This window comes from Streptomyces sp. ME19-01-6 (assembly GCF_033793745.1).
Lineage (GTDB): Bacteria > Actinomycetota > Actinomycetes > Streptomycetales > Streptomycetaceae > Streptomyces.
In genome coordinates this window covers 506,183-524,104 of the sequence record NZ_JARAXF010000002.1, presented here as the reverse complement: position 1 = coordinate 524,104, position 17,922 = coordinate 506,183, and the positions used below count along the sequence as shown (strand labels likewise).

Below are 17,922 nucleotides of genomic sequence, written 5' to 3'. Positions count from 1 at the left end.
GGAAAACCGCGCAGCCAAACCGATCAGCCTGACCAGTCCGACCAGTCCGACCAGTCCGAGGAGCACACGTTGAGCGAGTTGAACGATTCGTACGCGGAGCGCGTCCATCAGGCCAGGGCGCACCTCGAAGCCACGAAGGCCGCCATCGCCCGTGCCGAGCAGGAGCTCGCGGCCAACAAGGTGAAGGCCCGTTCGCGGGACCGTGCGGTCGAGGTCACCATCGGCCCGCAGGGAGAGCTGGCCGGGCTGACGTTCGTGGACAACAAGTACCTGAACATGACCGGACCGCAACTGGCCGCCTCGGTTCTTGAGGCGGCCGAGCGGGGGCGTCAGCAGGTCACCCAGCGGGTGATGGACACCTTCCGCCCGCTGTTGGCGGCGAACCCCGATGTCCCGGGGTCCCGGGACATCGGCATCGACTGGGACCGGCTCTTCGACTTCGGGTCGGCGTTCGAGGGCGGTGGGCGAGCGGGTGGCGGCAGGCCGTCCAGCGACGGGTTGCGCGACGAGATCCACGAGGACCCGGATGTCCCCGGAGGAAAGCCATGAGCGACGACACCTATGACATGGATCTGGGCAGGATACGGGGAGCGCTCGACGGCCTGGGCGGTGTGGAGAACCAGTTCATGGCGCTCAAGGGGGAGTACCTGGGCGACCATGAGAGGTACAGGGGCTGGAACGGCGACAAAGACGCACCGGACGACTACTACACGAAGACCGAGCCCGACGACGAGAAGACGGTGCGGACGCTCACCGAAGCGATCGAGGGTCTCGGGTTGGCGGTATCGGCGCTGAGAGCCGGACTGTTGGAGAGTCTCGGCAGCGTCAAGGCCGTTCAGGCCGACGTGAGCGAGTTGATCGAGCAGCAGAAACGTATCGCTGACCCCGACAGCGGCGACGACTCCAGCTACGAGTCCGGCGAGGACGAGCAGTCCGGCGGAAAGCACTGACTCCATGCGGGAGATCAACTTCAGCCCCAAGGAACGGTACTGGATCCTGGTCCTCATCGGTGAAAAGCCGATCGGCGCCAGGGAGAACCTGGCGTGGGACAGCCAGGACCAGTATCCCGATCTCGCCGACAAGCTGACTGCGGCCCTGGACAACCTCCGGGACTCCTTGGGGGATGTCGCCCGCGCGTTTCCGAAGCAGGTCGGGGACGCGATCAACAAGGCCATGGGGCCACTGCTCGACTCCAGCGGATCGGACGGCATCGGGGACCTGCTCAACCGACTCCGGATGGACCTGCCCAATGAGCGGGCCAACCAGTCGATCAAGATCCAGCAGGCGAAGTGGGAGATCATCGCCGAGATCACGATGATGCTCATCGAGCTGGCCGCGCTTTCGGCGATGTCCTTCTTCACCGGCGGTCTTTCGCTGTCCACGGCCGCACTGGTGAGGGCGCGGGCGGCGCTCGGCATTCTGATGGCGATGCAGCGCTTGCTCAACTTCTTCCCCATCGCGGGGGCCCTGCTGGAGGCGGTCCAGGAGATGATCCAGGCCCTCGCGGTCAACCTGGCGCAGCTCGTCATCAATCCCCCGGCACGCAGGCCGAAGGGCATCGACGGGAGCAACCTCCGGGACAGCTTCTTCGGCGGCTTCATGACCGGTCTCTTCATCGACGTCTTCCGGGGCGCGGCGAACTACTTCAAGAAGGGCATTTCGGACTTCTTCAAGAAGAATTTCGACAAGGACATCTTCGACAAGTTCGACGGAGACTTCGGGAACACGTTCAAGGACATCGACTTCAACTCACCGCATCTTGATCGCATCTTCAAGAACCCCGGCGGGTTCAATCCCTACACGATCAAGAACATGGCCTACGACTTCCCGGCGACGTTTGTCACCCACGGTCTGGGCGAGGGCTTCGGCGAGGTGGTCTCCCAGGGGATACTCCACGGCAACTGGGCGTTCAAGTGGGAGACGTTCGTCTTCTCCGGCACCAGCGGCATGGCGGACATGGGCGCGGGGTACGCGCTGGAGTCCGGCGCCGGCTGGCTGCACGGCAAGGCATTCCCCAACGGGAACATCTTCACCGACTTCATCAACAAGAGCTATGCGATAGCTGATCTCCGGGACGGGGCGGGGAGCGATTCCCCAGGCGATTCCGATTCCGGCTCCGACGCGCCCCCGGACATCCCGAAGTCCGCCCTCCCCATCACGTCGTCCTCGGATATCCCCGACTACGGGGACAGCTGCTCGATGTACGAGGGCATCAGCTCGTTGTACGAGGACAACGGCTCGCTGCCCGGCGACAACAGCTCGTTCACGCCCGGCGGCCGCGACTCCGACACCTACTCCGTGGACTCGTACGGCTCCTCCGACTCCTCCAACTCCTCGGACACCTCCGTCTTCGACGACGCCGCGTCCATCAACTCCGCCGGTTCCTTCGACTCCATCAACTCCATTGGTTCGGACCGCGCCACGGCCCCCGCCCCCTCGCCCTCCCCTCTCCCCTTCCCGGGGTACAACTCTTCGTCGTCGAATGTGCCCCACGCAAACTTCACGGCTGACAAGGGTTTCCAGGCCACCCCGCAGTACCCGCCGCTGAACCAGCCCGGCTCCGTTGGGAGAAACCTGCCGCCGACGGGCTCCTACTCCACGGGGTCCGGTCTCTCGACGCCCGGGGACGTCGAGGACTTCAAGGGGAACAAGGAGTTCCAGACGGTCCCCGATGGTCCGCCGAACACCTCGGGTTCCCCGGCCACCTCTAACTTCCCGGCCACCTCTGACTTCCCGGCCACCTCTGACTTCCCGGCCACCTCTGACTTCCCGGGAACCTCTGGCTTCCCGAACACCTCTGACTTCCCGAACACCTCGGGCCTGCGGAACTCGTCGAGTCTGCCGGGCACCTCGGGTCTCCCGGACTCGTCGAGCGTCCCGGCGCCGCCGGCGACGCGTACCCCCACGGTCTCCAACCCGGACACGGCGTTCGACGGGGCTCCCGGCGAGAACAGCGAGAGCACCCCCGCAGACCAGAACACCCCCGCAAACCGGAGCGCGGGCACGGCCCTGCCCCCCGTCACTCACAGTGGCGGGCAGACCCCGGCCACCACTCCGCACTCGCCCTCGTCCGGGCAGCACTCCGGCTCCGGCACCCCCCAGTCGGGACAGGGACCCCGCACCGAGGGGGAGCAGCAACCGCGTCCGGACACCGAGACGTCCGGCGGCCCGTCGGACGACTTCGCCATCGACGCGGACACCGACACGGCCGTCACCCCCGACACCGACGCCGACACCCGGCCCGACACGGACCCCGCCGACCGGGGCAAGGCACCGGCCACCCCGGCGCTCCCGGACCAGGAGGAGGTCGTCCGCGCCCGGAGGGACTACGAGGACGCGCTGGACTCCTTCACCTCGGCCGCGACCGAGGTGGACACCATCGGCGAGCGGCTGGACACGGGGGTCGGCACCAGCGCCGACACCGCGGCGCACCAGGACGCCGGGCACCGGGCCGAGCAGGCGCGGGGGCGGATGCTCGACGCGGCGGCGCGGCTGCGGGGCCTCGGCGTCGACCCGCACGGCGACCCGTACACCCCGGGCCAGGAGGGCACCGAGGGCGACGAGAGGTCGCGGCAGGTGCCCGTCGTCCACCGCGACGACGCGCAGCGCCAGTGGATCGCCCAGCAGGTCATCCCGGACGACCTGCCGGAGAACCCGCCTCTGCTCGACCCGGACGACGAGGTGGACATCGCCGAGCTGAACGCCGCGGGCGTCACACCAGGACCCAGGCAGCAGACCGCCGCGGTCCTCGGCGTGGACCGGTTCCCGGTGCACGACAGCGATCTGGCCCCGGTGGACCACGTCAAGGTCCAGATGGTGCGGTCCGGTCCCTGGCCTGCCCCGCTCGACGAAACCGCGGCCAACGCCACCCGGCGCATCTGGCAGTCGGCGTACGCGGACTTCGCGGGCGCGATACCGGACGACGGACCGGAGCGGCTGGCCGTCGGCCGCGCCTGGGACAAGGCCGTCTCCCTGGTGCTGCCGCCGGCGTCGACCCCTCTCCTGGCGGACTCCCGCCACGCCGAGGCCACGTACCGCGACGCGGTACGGCAGATCGCCGACCACCTGCTGAGGCACGGGCTGGACGCGCCGTCGGGCCTCGCGCTCGCCGATACGCTCCGGAAGAACCTCGGCCAGATCCCCCTCGTCCGCAGCGGCGCCACGACGCCCACCGAGTCGCAGGCCCAGGTCACCGCCATTGACCCGCTCCCGCCGACGCCGACCGCCACCACGTCCACCGACCTCCCGGCCGACCCGGCGCCTACCCCGGCCCGGCCCACCGCCACCTCGACGGCCGGACGGGGCGGGAACGCCGGGTCGGCCGCCGCACCCGGAGGCGCGAGCCCGCAGGCGCCGCGGACGACCGTCGAGTTCGTTGCGCCCCTCGCACCGGCGACGCCCGGCGAACCCGTGCGCACCGCGGCCGGGGTGTGGGCCGCGCCGCACGGCGACACCTTGGTCACCAACGCGGGGAAGAAAAAGAAGGCCGCGGGGTCGAAGGGCAAGCAGGCCGCGGCCCCGGCCGGGGAAGCCGCCTCCGCCTCCGCCACCGCCGGGATGGCTTCCCTCACGCTGTCGGAGCGGGAAGGCACGGAGCACACTTGGGGCCCTGCCGAGTCGGTGCTGCCGGTGTCGGCCCGGATCAATTTCGCGGAGGGCGCGGAGAAGCCCAGCAACAACCAGCGGGCCCGCATCCGGGAGCTCGTCGGGCGCGCCATCGAGGCGGGGGAGCGGAACGCCCTCGCGGGTCTCCCGGGGCCGCGCCTGGTGGTGACCGGCTACGACGACAGCGGCCAGGCGTCCGGGGCCGGGGCCGCCGGGCGGCGGGCCGCGGCGGTCGCGGAGGCGTACCGCGCCGGGCTGGAGCGGCCGGGCGCGGCGGGCACGTTCACCGTCGCGGCGTCCGGCCGGAAGCCGGGGGAGGTTTCCGGGGAGGGCGACGCCCGGCAGGTGGTGGTCGAGTTCGAGCTGCCGTCCGGGACGGCCGCGGTGCGGCGGCTGGACGAGCTGCGCCGTACGGACCCGGAGCTGGAGGACGGCCCGTTCGACCTGGTTCCGCTGGCGCGGAAGATCCTGCACCTGGACCCGGCCGCGCCCGTGGACGCGGCGGTGCGCGACGAGCTGTACGCGCTGGTGGACGAGGCGATGGCCGAGGGGCGGGACAAGAGCCTCGCGGCTCTCGGCGCGTTCCACCTCGTCCGGCGGGGCGATGTGCTGTCCGGGCGGACCCTGCTGTTCTCCCCCGACGACGGTTCGGTGGTGGGCCGCACCTTCAGGGACCGGCAGACACCGCCGCCCGCCACGCCCGGCCCCGACCAGTCCGGCAGCAACCGTCCGTACCTCGTGGACGCGGACGGCGGGCCGGACCACATCGTGGTGTCGTGGCCGGACGGTTCGACCCGTCGGGTGCCGGGCGACGAGGTCACCGAACTGCTCGCCATGGACGAAGAGCTGGCCAAGCGGGGCCCCCAGGCCGTGGTGACGCTGGTGGTGCCGCACGCGGGTGACGGCGGCCTGGAGATGCCCCGGGGCATCTCCGCCGGCATCGGCCGGGGGCTGCTGGTGCACAGCGGCACACCCCTGCTGATCTACAACCCGAACACCAAGCGGTACAACGTCCCCTCGGCGGACCAGCGGGCGCAGGGGATACCGCGGGGCAGATGGATCTCCATCAGCCCCGACGACCTGGGTCCGGACGGCGCGTGGGCCAAGGCGGGGAACGGGTTCATCGTTCTGGCCGACGGTTCGAGGCTGATGGACCGGGACGTCAAGAGCGTCACCCTCACCACGCCGGGGACCAATCGGCCAGGTGGCCGGGCCGTCTTGACCGACGCCGATGTGGTCGAGCGAGAGGTGAACTTCGGCAACCTCCAGAACCTGCAGTTCGCCCACTACGACCCGGTCACCAAGCAGGCGCTCGGCCCTGCGGAGAAGACGCCGTGGTACGGGCGGAACGCCTATCACTTCATCCTGCACGGTCTCCCGGGCTTCTTCTTCGCGGTGGACGCGACGGCCGACGATGGGCACGGCGAGGGGAAGGCCGCCGCCGGTGACCAGGTCGGCGGCTACTTGAAGCGCCGCCCGAGTGTGCGGGCGCTCCCCAAGGGCACTCCGATCGTGGCCCATTCGTGCTGGGCCAACGCGGCCTACGACGGCAGCCTTCCCGTCGCCGTACACGATGGCGTCGAGACGCCTTTCGTGCCCAACCCGTTGACGACCATCTCCCAGGCGCAGAAGGCGGCCAACGAGCTCGGAGAAGACCACCCGCTGATCGTCCCCAACCGGGTGCACGGCTTCTCGGTGACACAGGGCTTCGCCGGCATCTTTGCCTCGGTCCGGGGCGAGCAGGGGGCGTGGTCGGAGCTGCGGGCGGAGCCCGAGCCGGAGGTGCTGGACCGGCTCGCGCGGGTGGCCTTCGGCATACCGGACTCCGCCCCGGTGCCGGAGGCCGACCGGGACAACACCCTGCTGCTGGTACGGGCCCTGCGCGAGGTATTCGGCCACGAGGTCGAGAACGGCAGGGACGACCCGTCGGGGGAGTACCAGAAGCTCCTGCGCGGGATCGGGGCGCTGGAGGTCATGCGCCGCGACGATCCGGGGCTGGCGGAGGCGGGTCCGTTCAGCCTGGACCTGCTGGACTTCGTGGTGCGGGCCCACCTCGAACAGCGGGGGACACCGAAGCCGAGGCCGGCCGCCTTCGCCGACTCCACCGAACTGCGCAGCGCCGTCCGGCAGGTACTGGGCGAGGCGCGTGGCCGTCTCCAGGGCGCGCCAGGCCCGGTCGCCCTGCGCGACTTCGTCCCGCTCACCGTCCTCGACCAGACCGCGGCCATGATGGGGCTGCTCCCCCCGCAGAGCCTCGGCGCCATGGGGCTGAAGGCCCTCCCCGCTCCGGGACAGCCCTCCCGGTCGCTGGTGTTCTGGGCGCTCGCCAAGGCGGGGCCGGCGCTCATGAACCACCCGGACCCGGATGCCCTGGCGGCCAGGATCCTGCACGTGGAGGGCGCGCCGTCCAACCCGGACGCGATGCGGCAGATGGCCCTGTGGCTGATGGCGGGGGCCGCGCTGATCGGCGTCGACGTGTACGACCCGGTCGCCCTGGCCGCGCACCACCTCAGGCGGAGCGGGCTGTTGTCCCCGGCCACGGCCGTCATCTCGCCCGCCGGACAGACGACGGGCCTCAACCTGACGGGCAAGCCCCTCAGCGGCCCGCTGAACACGGACGTCTACCGGGTGTCGCCCGACGGTACGACCGGAAGCGGCGAGAGCCGCACCACCCAGGGCCCCAAGTTCGTGCTGATGGTCGACGGCGACCAGGACCACGCCGAGATCCCCTGGCGCGGCGGCACCACCCGCAAGGTGCCGTACGAGGAGATCGTCGCGCTGGTCGCGCAGGCCCTGCGCACCACCCCGCTCACCGTGCCCATCGCCCTGGTCGGACCGGGCACGGGCCCCGGGGGCACCAGGATGGCGGAGGCCCTGGCCGCCCGGGAGGGGACCGCCAGGACGGTGCTGACGCCCGCCCACCCCGCCACGGTGGTGGCCGACAGCGCGGCGAAGCAGCACGTGATCGTGGTGACGGCGGACCCGGCGCAGTCGAGTGCCGCGGACGACTGGGGACGTACCGAGCCTCCGGCGCTGACCACGGGGCATGCCCCCATGTCGGTCATCACGCAGAGCCCGCCCCCCTCCACCGAGGCGACCGAACCCGCGGGGATTCCGTCGGACACCGATGCGTACCCCATCGGGCTGTCCCAGCCCGGGCCGCAGCGGCACCCGGTCCTCACGCCGAAGCCCTTGTCGCACATCGCGGAGGCGCCGACGGCCAAGGGCTTCACCGGCAAGCATCCGGCCGGGGCGGCGGGGCCCCCAGCGGCCGGTGGCGAGGCCGCCCTTCCGCGGCCGGACACCACGCAGCCCGTACTCGACGCCGACTTCGTTTTCGACACGGACACCGACACCGACACGGACACCGACACCGACTCCCTCTTCGCCTCGGCCTTCGGGCTCGACGAGGTGCCGTCGGCCGAGCCGGAGCCGCAGCCGAGACCGCAGGCCCCCATCCGGCCGGGGGCGCGGGCATCGTCCGGACAGGCGATGCCCGGAGTGGGTCAGGTCACCCTGCCGGTGCACACCGCGCCGGTGGGGAGCCCGGCCAACAAGTTCTGGTCCCACGCCCCCCGGCTGACGGAGGTGTCCTTCGAGCCGGCGGACACCGACCTGTCAGAGGCCGCCCAGGAGTCACTGGAGGAACTGGCCGAACGGGTGGCCCGGGACGGGCTGCGCAGCCGCAAACACGACCTCCCGCTGCCCTTCGTGATCCTGACCGGGTACGGCGAGGGAACGGACGCGGAGGCGCAGGCCGAAGGAGAAGCCCGCGCCACCAACGCGTACGTGGAGTTCCTGGCGAGTCTGGACATCGAGCTGAGCCGCCGCCAAAAAAGCCTTCCCGCCGATGAGCAGCTCACGGCCAATGACTTCACCATCGACTACCGCGGTTCCGACGGGGACGTCGGGCAGCCCGCGGGCGGCGACGCGGAAGCACTGCGCCGCCGGGTGACGGTCGAGGTCGTCTCGCCCATGACGCTGCTGAACGACCTGCGCAAGGCCGATCCCGACCTGCGGAACGCGCCGCCGGACATGGACGGTCTGGTCCGCCGCATCCTGCACCGCCCCGACGGCGCCCCCGTGGGCCTGGGCGAACGCGAACGGTTCGCCGGGCTGGTCCACGACGCGTACCAGGACGGATGGGCGGACAGCCTGGGGGCGCTGGGCGCGTACCACGCCTTCGTGAAGGGATTGATCTCCAGGCAGCGGGCCCGTCACTTCACGGTGAACGGCCAGCGCGTCGCGGGTCTCAACTGGAGCCCGTCGGCAGAGGTCGTCGGACTGGACGTCAGCGGGGTCGACATCCTGCGGGAACGTCCCGGTGGCGGGTTCGACAAGGTCGGCGGGGGGCCGGCCCCGTGGGGACCGGGCTGGTTCCCGTACACCGTGGTGGCCGAGGGCGGCCACGACCGCGTGACGGCGAGGTGGCCGGACGGTACGGCACGCGACCTGACCCCCGACGAGTTCGTCGAACTGGTCGCGGCCGACCTGGACGGAGCACCTCCGGGCATCCCGATCGTGCTGGTCATCCCCCAGGGCGGGGACCGGGGGCTGGACCTGCCGCGGAAGCTGGCGGACCGGACGGGCAAGACGGTGTGGGCGCACAGCGGACATCCCACGCTCTACGAGACCGGGCCGCAGACGTACGGCATCGGCGTGATCCACCGGGACGGCCGCATCCAGGGCGACTGGATCCCCAGCCGGCCCGGCACGGCGCCCGACGCGAGGGCGGACGATCCGAGCTGGTGGCGCAAGGTGGTCAACAGGACCCTCGTGGGGCTCACGGGCCTGAGCTTCGGGCGCACCGCGCTCCGTCCGGAGGAGGTCGCCGAGAAGGGGATGGAGGGGGAACAGCGTCATCTCGCCGCGATGAAGCACTACGCCCACTACAACTCCGCTGTGGGGAGGTTCGTCAGCGGTCTGCTCCCGCTGCCGCGCCCGGGCAAGCCGGGTACCAGGCGGTACTACTTCGACGCGCACGGCGGGCCCGGCTACATCAGCCTCCCCCTGGAGGACGGCGGGGTGGTCCGCGCCTGGAACGAAGAGGGTGCGCGGTACATCGCGCGCCGCAGGAGCGTGCAGGAGCTCGACAAGGACGACTGGATCGAGCTGGTGGTCTGCTACGCCGGTTCGCCCCGGGACAGGGGCGTGGACGGCTCCCGTGTCAACCTCGGCGAAAGCTTCCCCGGCTCCTTCGTGCCCGACCCGCTCGCGGACGTCGCCATGGGGCAGCACGTCGCGAACGAGACCCGGAAGAAGGTCAATTGCAGCACCCTCACCGATGCCACGGAGACCTACCTGGGTCAATACATCCGGGCCTTGGACAGCGACGCCCGGGGGCGGCGCGGTTCGTACCAGCAGTACTTCCCCGAGCCCGACGCCGAGGAGCTGGACCGCCGGGCGCGGGAGATCGGGTACCACACGGGCCCGGGACCGGCCCCCGCCGTGGCCAGGGTGGCGACGCTGCGGCTGGTGCGGGCGCTGCGGCTGACGCTGGGCAAGGAGATCGACGACGACCTGCGGATCGACCGGGACCCGGAGTACGCGGAGCTGCTGCGCGGTGCCGCCGCGCTGGACCGGATGTGGCGCCTCGACGCGCGGTTCGGGGACGCCGGCCCGTTCACGCTGGACTTCTTCGAGCGGGTCGTCGCGGCGACGCTTCCCGCGGGCACACCCCCGCGTCAGGACGACTACCGGAACGTGCTCAAGCGGGCGGCCGCCGCCCCTGCCGGGACGACGGCGGCCACGTTCGTGACGCTGCCCTCGTCGCTGGACGACGCGGCACACTGGCTCGACACCGCGAACGTCGTCGACGCGGCCGTCCGGGCCCTGCGCCTGGGCGGCCCCGGCGACGTGGGCAGGCGTGAGTGGTCCCGGATGTTCTGGGCGCGGGTCAAGATGGAGGAGGCGTGGGGCGGCTCCGACCTCGAAAGGATCACGGCCCGACTGTACGACCTCCCCCCGTCCGCCCAGGTGACCGACCGGCAGCGCGAGTTCACCCAGGACCTCGTCACGAGGGCGTTCGCCGGCGGGCTCGACGGAGCCGACGCGGACGTGATGGTCGCCTACCTCCTCGACAGGAACGGCGCGGTGTCGAAGACCACCGCCCTGTCCCCGCCCGGCGATCCGGACGAGGTGATCGGACGGGACTTCCTGGGGTCCCTGAACGGGACGGCCCCGGACCTGTCGAAGATCCAGACCCCGTCGGGGCCGGTGGACGCCCCGTGGGCCGGGAAGTACCGGACGGGCCAGGACAAGCCCGTGCCGTACACGGTGCACGCCAAGACCGACCCGAACGCCCCGGGCCGGGTGCTCGTCACCTTCGAGTCCGTCACCGGCCGCCCCCTCACCAGGAGCCTGTCGCCCCAGGAGTTCGCCGAGCTGCTGGCCCGTGACGAAGACCTGTTGGCGGAGGACCTGAGGACTCCGGTCCTGCTGGACATCCAGGGACTCGTCGCCCACGCCCCCGGCCTGACCGGGGTCCTGGCCCAGCGCCTCGGCCGGCGGATCTGGGTGATCGGGGAGCCGCGCCCCACGGATCCCGTCGAGCCGCAGAACCCGGAGTCCGCCCCCTCCCCGGTGCGCCGCCCGGCTCCCCGCGCCGACAAGGCGCGGGTACCGGTGAGCGATCACACCACGGGGGAGGTGTCCGCGGCTCCCGTGCCGGACGCCGCGAGCCCGCGGCCGCGGACCTTGCGGTCGTCCGGGCCGGCGGTGCCGGGGCCGCCCGGAGGGTCCTCGTTCTCGCTGCCCGTGCACACCGCGCCGGTGGCCGGTCCGGGCGCCACCGCCCCCCTCGCGCCGCCGAAGGCCGTGCGGCTGCCGTTCGCGGCGGGCTCCACCGAGCTGTCCGTTCAGGCCGGGTCCGCCATCGCGTCCGCGGCCGACGCCCTGGCCAGGTCCGCGTGGCACAACTGGCGCCGGGGCCGGCCGATCCCCGCGGTGACCATCAGCGGGTACGGCGAGGGGGCGGGCCCGGACGCGGCTGATGAGGCGCTGGAGGAGGGCGAGCAGCGCACGGGCGCCGTGCACAACGAGTTCCTGGCCGCCCTGGACAGCGCGCTCACCCGCCTCCAGACCGGCGTCGCCCAGGGCACCCGTCGTCTTCGGGCGGACGACTTCGACATCGTCGGGCGCTCCCGCGGTCAGGACCTCGAACCGTCCGTCACGCCCCCCGCCCCGGACGCGCGTCGGCAGGTGACGCTGGAATTCGTCGACCCGCTGACGGCGCTGGACGCCGTGCGGAGGACCGACGCCGACCTCCGGCACGCCCCGCTGGACGTCGATGTCATGGCCCGTCGCCTCCTGCACCTGCCCGCGAGCGCCGCGGTGGACGATGCCGTACGCCAGGAGCTGTACGACCTGGTCATCGACGCGAGCCGGGACGGCTGGGGGACCGGCCTGGGGGCCCTGGGCGCGTACCACCTGGACCAGCAGGGTGTGCTCGACGGGAACCGGGACCGCTACCTCAAGGTGGGTGGCATACGGGTGCCGGGCGTCAACTGGGGCAAGGACAAGGTCCTCGACCTGGACGACACGGACACGATCGAGATCCTGCGGAGTGACGGCAACGGCGCCCTCCAGGTGATCGGCACGAAGGACGCCCCGTGGAAGGGCGGCCCGACGCCGTTCGTCGTGGTGGCCTCGGGCCGGCACGACATGGTGCGGGTGACGCTGCCGGACGACACCACCCAGGACCTGACCGTCGACGAGTTCGTGGAACTGATCGCGAACGATCCGGAGCTGTCCGGGCTGCCCCTCGACGCGCCGATCGTGCTGGCCGTTCCGCACGCCGGTGACCGGGGACTCGATCTGCCACGGCTGCTGGCCGACCGGACGGGCCGGATGGTGTGGTCGCACAGCGGTCTCGCCACGGCGGACGCCCCCCACATCGGGGTCCTCCACAAGGCCGACGCGATCCAGGGCGACTGGATCCCCAGCCCACCCGGAATGGCACCGGACCGGGACCCGAACGCCCCGGCCTGGTGGCGCAAGGTGATCACCCGGACCCTCATGAGCCGCATCACGGGGCAGCGGACGGGCCGTGAGGCGCTGCGCCCCGACGAGGTCGTCCGTGACCGTCGGGAAAGGCTCCACGACGCACTCGACTCGATCAAGGCGGTCGCTCACTGGAATCCGGCCACCGGCCGCTACTCGAAGCCGCTTCGCCTGGTACGGCCGGGCAAGCCGGGCGCGAAGCGGCAGCACTGGGTGATGCACGGTGGCTCGGGTTTCCTGGTGTTCCCGCTGGAGGACGGCACCGTCTACCGTGCTTACGGCGCCGAGGGGGCCCGGTACCTCGCGCACCGCAAGAGCAGCCAGGCGCTCGACGAGGACGACTGGAACGAGCTGCTGATCTGCTGGGCCGGTTCGCCCGCGGACCGCGCCGTGCCGTCCGGCTTCGGAGCCTTGGGCCGCTCCTACCCCGGCCCCTTCGTCCCCGATCCGCTCGCGGACGTCCCCATGGGACAGCACGTCGCGAACGAGACCCGGCACAAGACGAACGCCCTCATCCGCCTGGACGGGGTGGGGCTGTACCAGAACATGCCCTTCCGGATCCTGGCCACCGATCGCCAGGGGCGGCGGCAATGGTTCCAGCAGTTCTACCCCGAGCCCGACGCCGCCGAGCTGGACCGCCGGGTGCGCGAGGCCGGGTACTACACCGGCCCCCAGCCCCCGCCCTGGGCGCGGGAGCACACGCTGCGCCTCGTGCGGGCGCTGAAGCTGACGCTGGGGAACGACGTCGACGACGGCGTGCGGGTGGGGCAGGACCCGGAGTACGCGGAGCTGCTGCGCGGTGCCGCCGCGCTGGACCGGATGCGGATGAAGGAGCCGCAGCTCCGCGGCACGGGTCCGTTCACGCTGGACCTCTTCCGGCGGATCGTCGAGGCGCGGCTTCCCGCGGGGTGGACACAGGCGCGTCAGGCCGACTACCGGGACGTGCTGAAGGCGGCGGCCGCCGCCCCCGACGGTACGAAGCTGAGCGACTTCGTGACACTGCCGTCGTCGGTGGTCCGGGCGGCCGAGTGGAAAGCCACGGTGGACCTGTCCGAGGTGGCCACCAAGGCCCTGCGCATGGACGGCTCCACCACGCCCTACGAGGCCGAGTGGTCCCGGATGTTCTGGGCGCGGGTCAAGACGTACGAGGCGCTGGACACGTCCGTGAACCTCGACGAGCTGACCGCCCAGCTGTACGACCTGCCCTCCGCCGGCCAGGTGGACGACGCGGGGCGCGACTTCACCCGGGAGCTGATGACCACGGCGTACGCGATCGGGCTCGACGGGTCCGATCCCGCCGTGCTGTACGCGTACCACCTCGACACCCTCGGCGCTGTGGCCGATCCGACGGCCCTGCACGCGCCCGGCACCCCGAACGAGGTGTCCGGACGCGACTACCGGCCCGGACCGAAGGACGCCTTCCCGGATCTGTCGAAGATCCGGACGCCGTCCGGGGTGCGGGCCGCGCCGTGGGCGGGGAAGGACACGAGGACGAACACGGCCAGGCCGGAGCCCTATGTGGTGCGGGCCACGGTGGATCCGAAGACCCCGGGCCGCCTGCTCGTGTCCTTCGGAACCGTCACCAGGAGTCTGACCCCCCGGCAGTTCACCGAGCTGCTGGACCGCGACCGCTCCCTGCTCGGCAGGGACCTGGCGGTTCCGCTCCTGCTGGACATCGCCGAGTTCGACCGCCACTTCCCCGGGCTGGCGCGGGACATGGCCCAGCAGTTCGGCCGGGAGATCTGGACCACTTCGGCCGTCCCGAGCCAGACGGTGCCCCAGGGCGCGCAGCGCCCGGTGCTGACCCTGAACCCGCCGGCCCAGGCCGGTGGGTCCTCGGCGGCCGTGGAATGGACCTCCACGAAGCCGGTCGACCCGCAGAACCCGACCAACACGTCCCGCCCCGTGCCGGCCCCGCCTCCCCTGGCGGCGTCGGAGGCGGTGCCGGCTCCGGCGGGGCGTGCGTTCACGGTGCGGTTCGATTCGGGGTCGACCATGGTGTCCGAGGACGATGTGGCGGACATCGAGGATCTGGCGCGTGAGGTGGCGTCTTCGGCACTGGCGGACTGGCGGGCGGGGCGGCCGTTGCCGTCGGGTGTGGTCACCGGCTTCGGCGAGGGTCCGGCGGTGCGGGCGCGGGAGATGGGGCAGGAGCGGGCCGAGACGGTTCTCGCGTGGTTCGAGGACTCCTTGGACGAGGTGCTGGCCGGGCTTCAGCGGGGGGTGCCGGAGGCCAACCGGCTCACCGCGGCGCACTTCCGGTTCACCGCCCGCAGCCGTGGCGAGGGCGTGGCGTCCGGTGACGCGGACCCGGAGGTGCTGCGGCAGACGACGATCGAACTGACCGAGCCGACGGGGCCGTTCACGACCTCCGAGCCGGACACCGTGCCGGGCCTCTTCGATTCCGAGTTCGACACCGGGTTCGACACCGACGCCGATTCCGACACCGGGTTCGACGCCGAGTTCGACACCGACGCCGATTCCGACACCGATTCCGACACCGGGTTCGACGCCGAGTTCGACACCGACACCGAGCCCGACTCCGACACCGAGTCGTCCGTCGCCCCCGACGGCGTACCGGTCGCCAAGCCCCGGCCGCAGCCCGCTTCGGTGGTCCGGGCGGCGCCCGGGGCGCCGATGCCCGGGCTGCGGCCGGCGACCCCGCCGCCGGTGCACGTCGCCCCGGTCACACCCCCGGCCGCCGCGCCCGGCCCCGTGCCCCTCACGCGGGTGCACTTCGCCCCGGGGTCGGCCACGCTGTCCGAGGACGCCGGGACGGCGCTGAGGGACCTGGCCGACCAGGTGGCCCGGATCGGTCTCGACCACCACGGCCGGGGCGTCGCCAAGCCCGGCGCGATCATCCTCGGCTACGGCGAGGGCACGGCGCAGGACGCGGACGCCGAGGCACTGCGGCGCGCGGCCGCCGTGTACGAGCGGTTCACGGACGACCTGAACCGCGCGCTGGAACGCTTCCAGGCGAACGTCCCCGTGGACAGCCGGATCACGGCGGACGACTTCCACATCGTCTGGCGCGGGCGCGGTTCGGACGTGGGGGAGACCGGCACCACTCCGGACGCGGACGTGGCGGCGGCGCGCCGTCAGGTGACGATCGAGTCGGCCGACCCGGCCGCGACGCTGAACGAACTCCGCCTCGCCGACCCGGACCTGGTGAACGACCCGCTGGACGGCGACGTCATCGCCCGCCGTATCCTCCATCTCCCCCCGGACGCTCCGGTGGACGCGAACGTGCGCGAGCGGCTGCACGCGCTGATCACCGACGCCGCCGCGGACGGCTGGGCGACCAGCCTGGCGGCGCTGGGCGCGTACCACGTCTTCCAGCAAGGCGTGATCGCCCCGAACCGGGACCGCTACCTGACGGTGGGCGGCACCCGTGTCCCGGGCCTCAACTGGGCCGACGAGAAGGTCGCCGAGGTGATGACCGACTCGTTCGACATCATCGAGCAGCGGCCGGACGGCAGCTCCGAGGTGGCCGACACCCCCGACGCCGAGTGGCTCGGCGGGCCGAGGCCCTATGTCGTGGCGGCCGAGGGCACCCACGAGAAGGTCGTCGTGCCGTGGCCGGACGGCACGACCCGCGACCTGACCGCCGGGGAGTTCATCGAGCTGGTCGCGCGCGACCTGGAGCGGGAGGGCCTGCCGAAGGACCACCCCATCGTGCTGGCCGTCCCCTTCGCCGGCGACCAGGGGCTTGATCTGCCGAGGCTGCTGGCCGAGCGGACCGGCAGAACGGTGTGGGCACACTCCGGCCATGTGCTCGCCAGCAGCGAGCAGGGCCTGATGTCCCTCGGCGTGTTCCACGAGAGCGGCCGTCACCAGGGCGACTGGATCCCCAGCCCGCCCGGTATGGCGCCCGACCGCGGCCCCGGCCTCCCGGAGTGGTACCGCAAGGTGCTGACGCGGACCATCATGGACGTGCGGTCGAAGCGGCAGGCCGGCCGCTCCGGCCTGCCGGACGATGAGGTCGTGCGGCTGGGTACGGAGGACGATCAGCGTCACTTCGGCACGATGACGCACTACGTCCACCTCAACGGCGTCACGGGCGAGGTCGTGTCCGGGAAGATCCCGCTGCCGTATCTGGGTGGGAGGTACACCTGGGACGGACACGGCGAGTTGGGCTGGATGGCGTTCCAGCTCGCGGACGGCACGACCCACTACGCCTACGGCGCCGAGGGGCCCCGGTACCTCGCGCACCGCAAGAGCGTGCAGAACCTCGACGAGGACGACTGGATCCACATGGAGTCGTGCTGGAGCGGCTCTCCCGTGGACCGTGCCGTTCCGGGCATCGGGAACCCGGACACCGTCTTCCCCGGGGCGCTGCACGCACTGTCCACCGCCTTCGTCCCCGATCCGCTCGCCGACATCTCCGTCGCACAGCACACGGCGAACGAGACCCGGCACAAGGTCAGCGCCACCTTCGGGCCGGTCGGCGTCCTGTTCCACGACGGCGAATACGTCATCACGGTCTACACCGACCCGCAGGGGCGGCTCGGCGCGATCGTCACGTTCTACCCCGAGCCCGACACAGCCGAGCTGGACCGCCGCGCCCGCGTGGCCGGATACCACACGGGCCCGGGGGAGGTGCCCGAGGAGGCCGGGCAGCAGACGCTGCGTCTGGTGCGGGCGCTGAAGCTGACGCTGGGGAACGACATCGACGACCGCGTCCAGGTGGAGCAGGACGCGGAGTACGCGGAACTGCTGCGCGGGGCCGCCGCGCTGGACCGGATGTGGCGGGACGACCCGCGGTCCGACGACGCGGGCCCCTTCACGCTGGACCTCCTCCAGCGGATCGTCGCCGCCCGTCTCCCCGCGGGGCAAACCGAGGCCCGCCACGACGACTACCGCGCGGTGCTCACCGCCGCGGCGGCCGCGCCCGACGGTACGCCCCTGACCGCCTTCGCCCCGAGGCTGACCGGGGCGCTGGACGAGGCGGCCGCCTGGTGGAGCAGTGTGGACCCGGCCGTGGCCACCGCCGCCGCCCTGGCCCTGGACGACCCGCAGCAGGTGGGAACCGCCGAGCTGTCCCGGGTGTTCTGGGCCCGGGTCAAGATGTACGAGGCCCTGGCCGCTCCCGGCATGGACATCGACCGGATCACCGCCCAGGTCTTCGGCGTGACGCCCGACGACGACCTGCGCGATGCCACCCGGTGGCTGATGGCCGCGCTGTACGCGATCGGGCGCGACGGGGGCGACCTCGTCACGGTGAGGGCGGGCTACCTGGAGAGCCTGGGCGCTCTGTCGGACGCCACCGCCGTGTCCACCCCCGGCAAGCCGGGGGACCCGCCGCAACTGGCGTCC

General features: G+C 72.1%; 3 protein-coding genes (1 of these 3 running past the window's edge). All 3 read left to right on the top strand.

Annotated features, from left to right (window positions below; genetic code table 11):
- The first annotated feature begins 69 nt into the window (after positions 1-69).
- Tightly spaced (at most 4 nt apart), the 3 genes in view from PV419_RS05895 to PV419_RS05885 form a layout consistent with a single transcriptional unit that may run on beyond the window.
- Positions 70-549, top strand: coding sequence for a YbaB/EbfC family nucleoid-associated protein (locus PV419_RS05895; RefSeq protein ID WP_319686589.1), 480 nt, complete (start codon positions 70-72; stop codon positions 547-549).
- The gene (locus tag PV419_RS05890) at positions 546-950 is read left to right on the top strand and encodes a hypothetical protein (RefSeq protein ID WP_319686588.1); all 405 of its coding nucleotides are present in this window, start codon (positions 546-548) and stop codon (positions 948-950) included. Before PV419_RS05895 ends, PV419_RS05890 begins: the two co-directional genes overlap by 4 nt.
- 4 nt (positions 951-954) lie before the next feature.
- Positions 955-17,922 carry the 5' end (the start) of a lonely Cys domain-containing protein gene (locus PV419_RS05885; RefSeq protein ID WP_319686587.1) on the top strand. It continues 22,335 nt past the right edge of the window, so 16,968 of the gene's 39,303 nt are visible here — the first part of the coding sequence; the start codon lies at positions 955-957; the stop codon falls past the right edge of the window.

What these genes read in the sequence shown, in the direction of transcription:
- PV419_RS05890 (WP_319686588.1), top strand. Translation starts at nt 546, where the DNA reads ATGAGCGACGACACCTATGACATGGATCTGGGCAGGATACGGGGAGCG.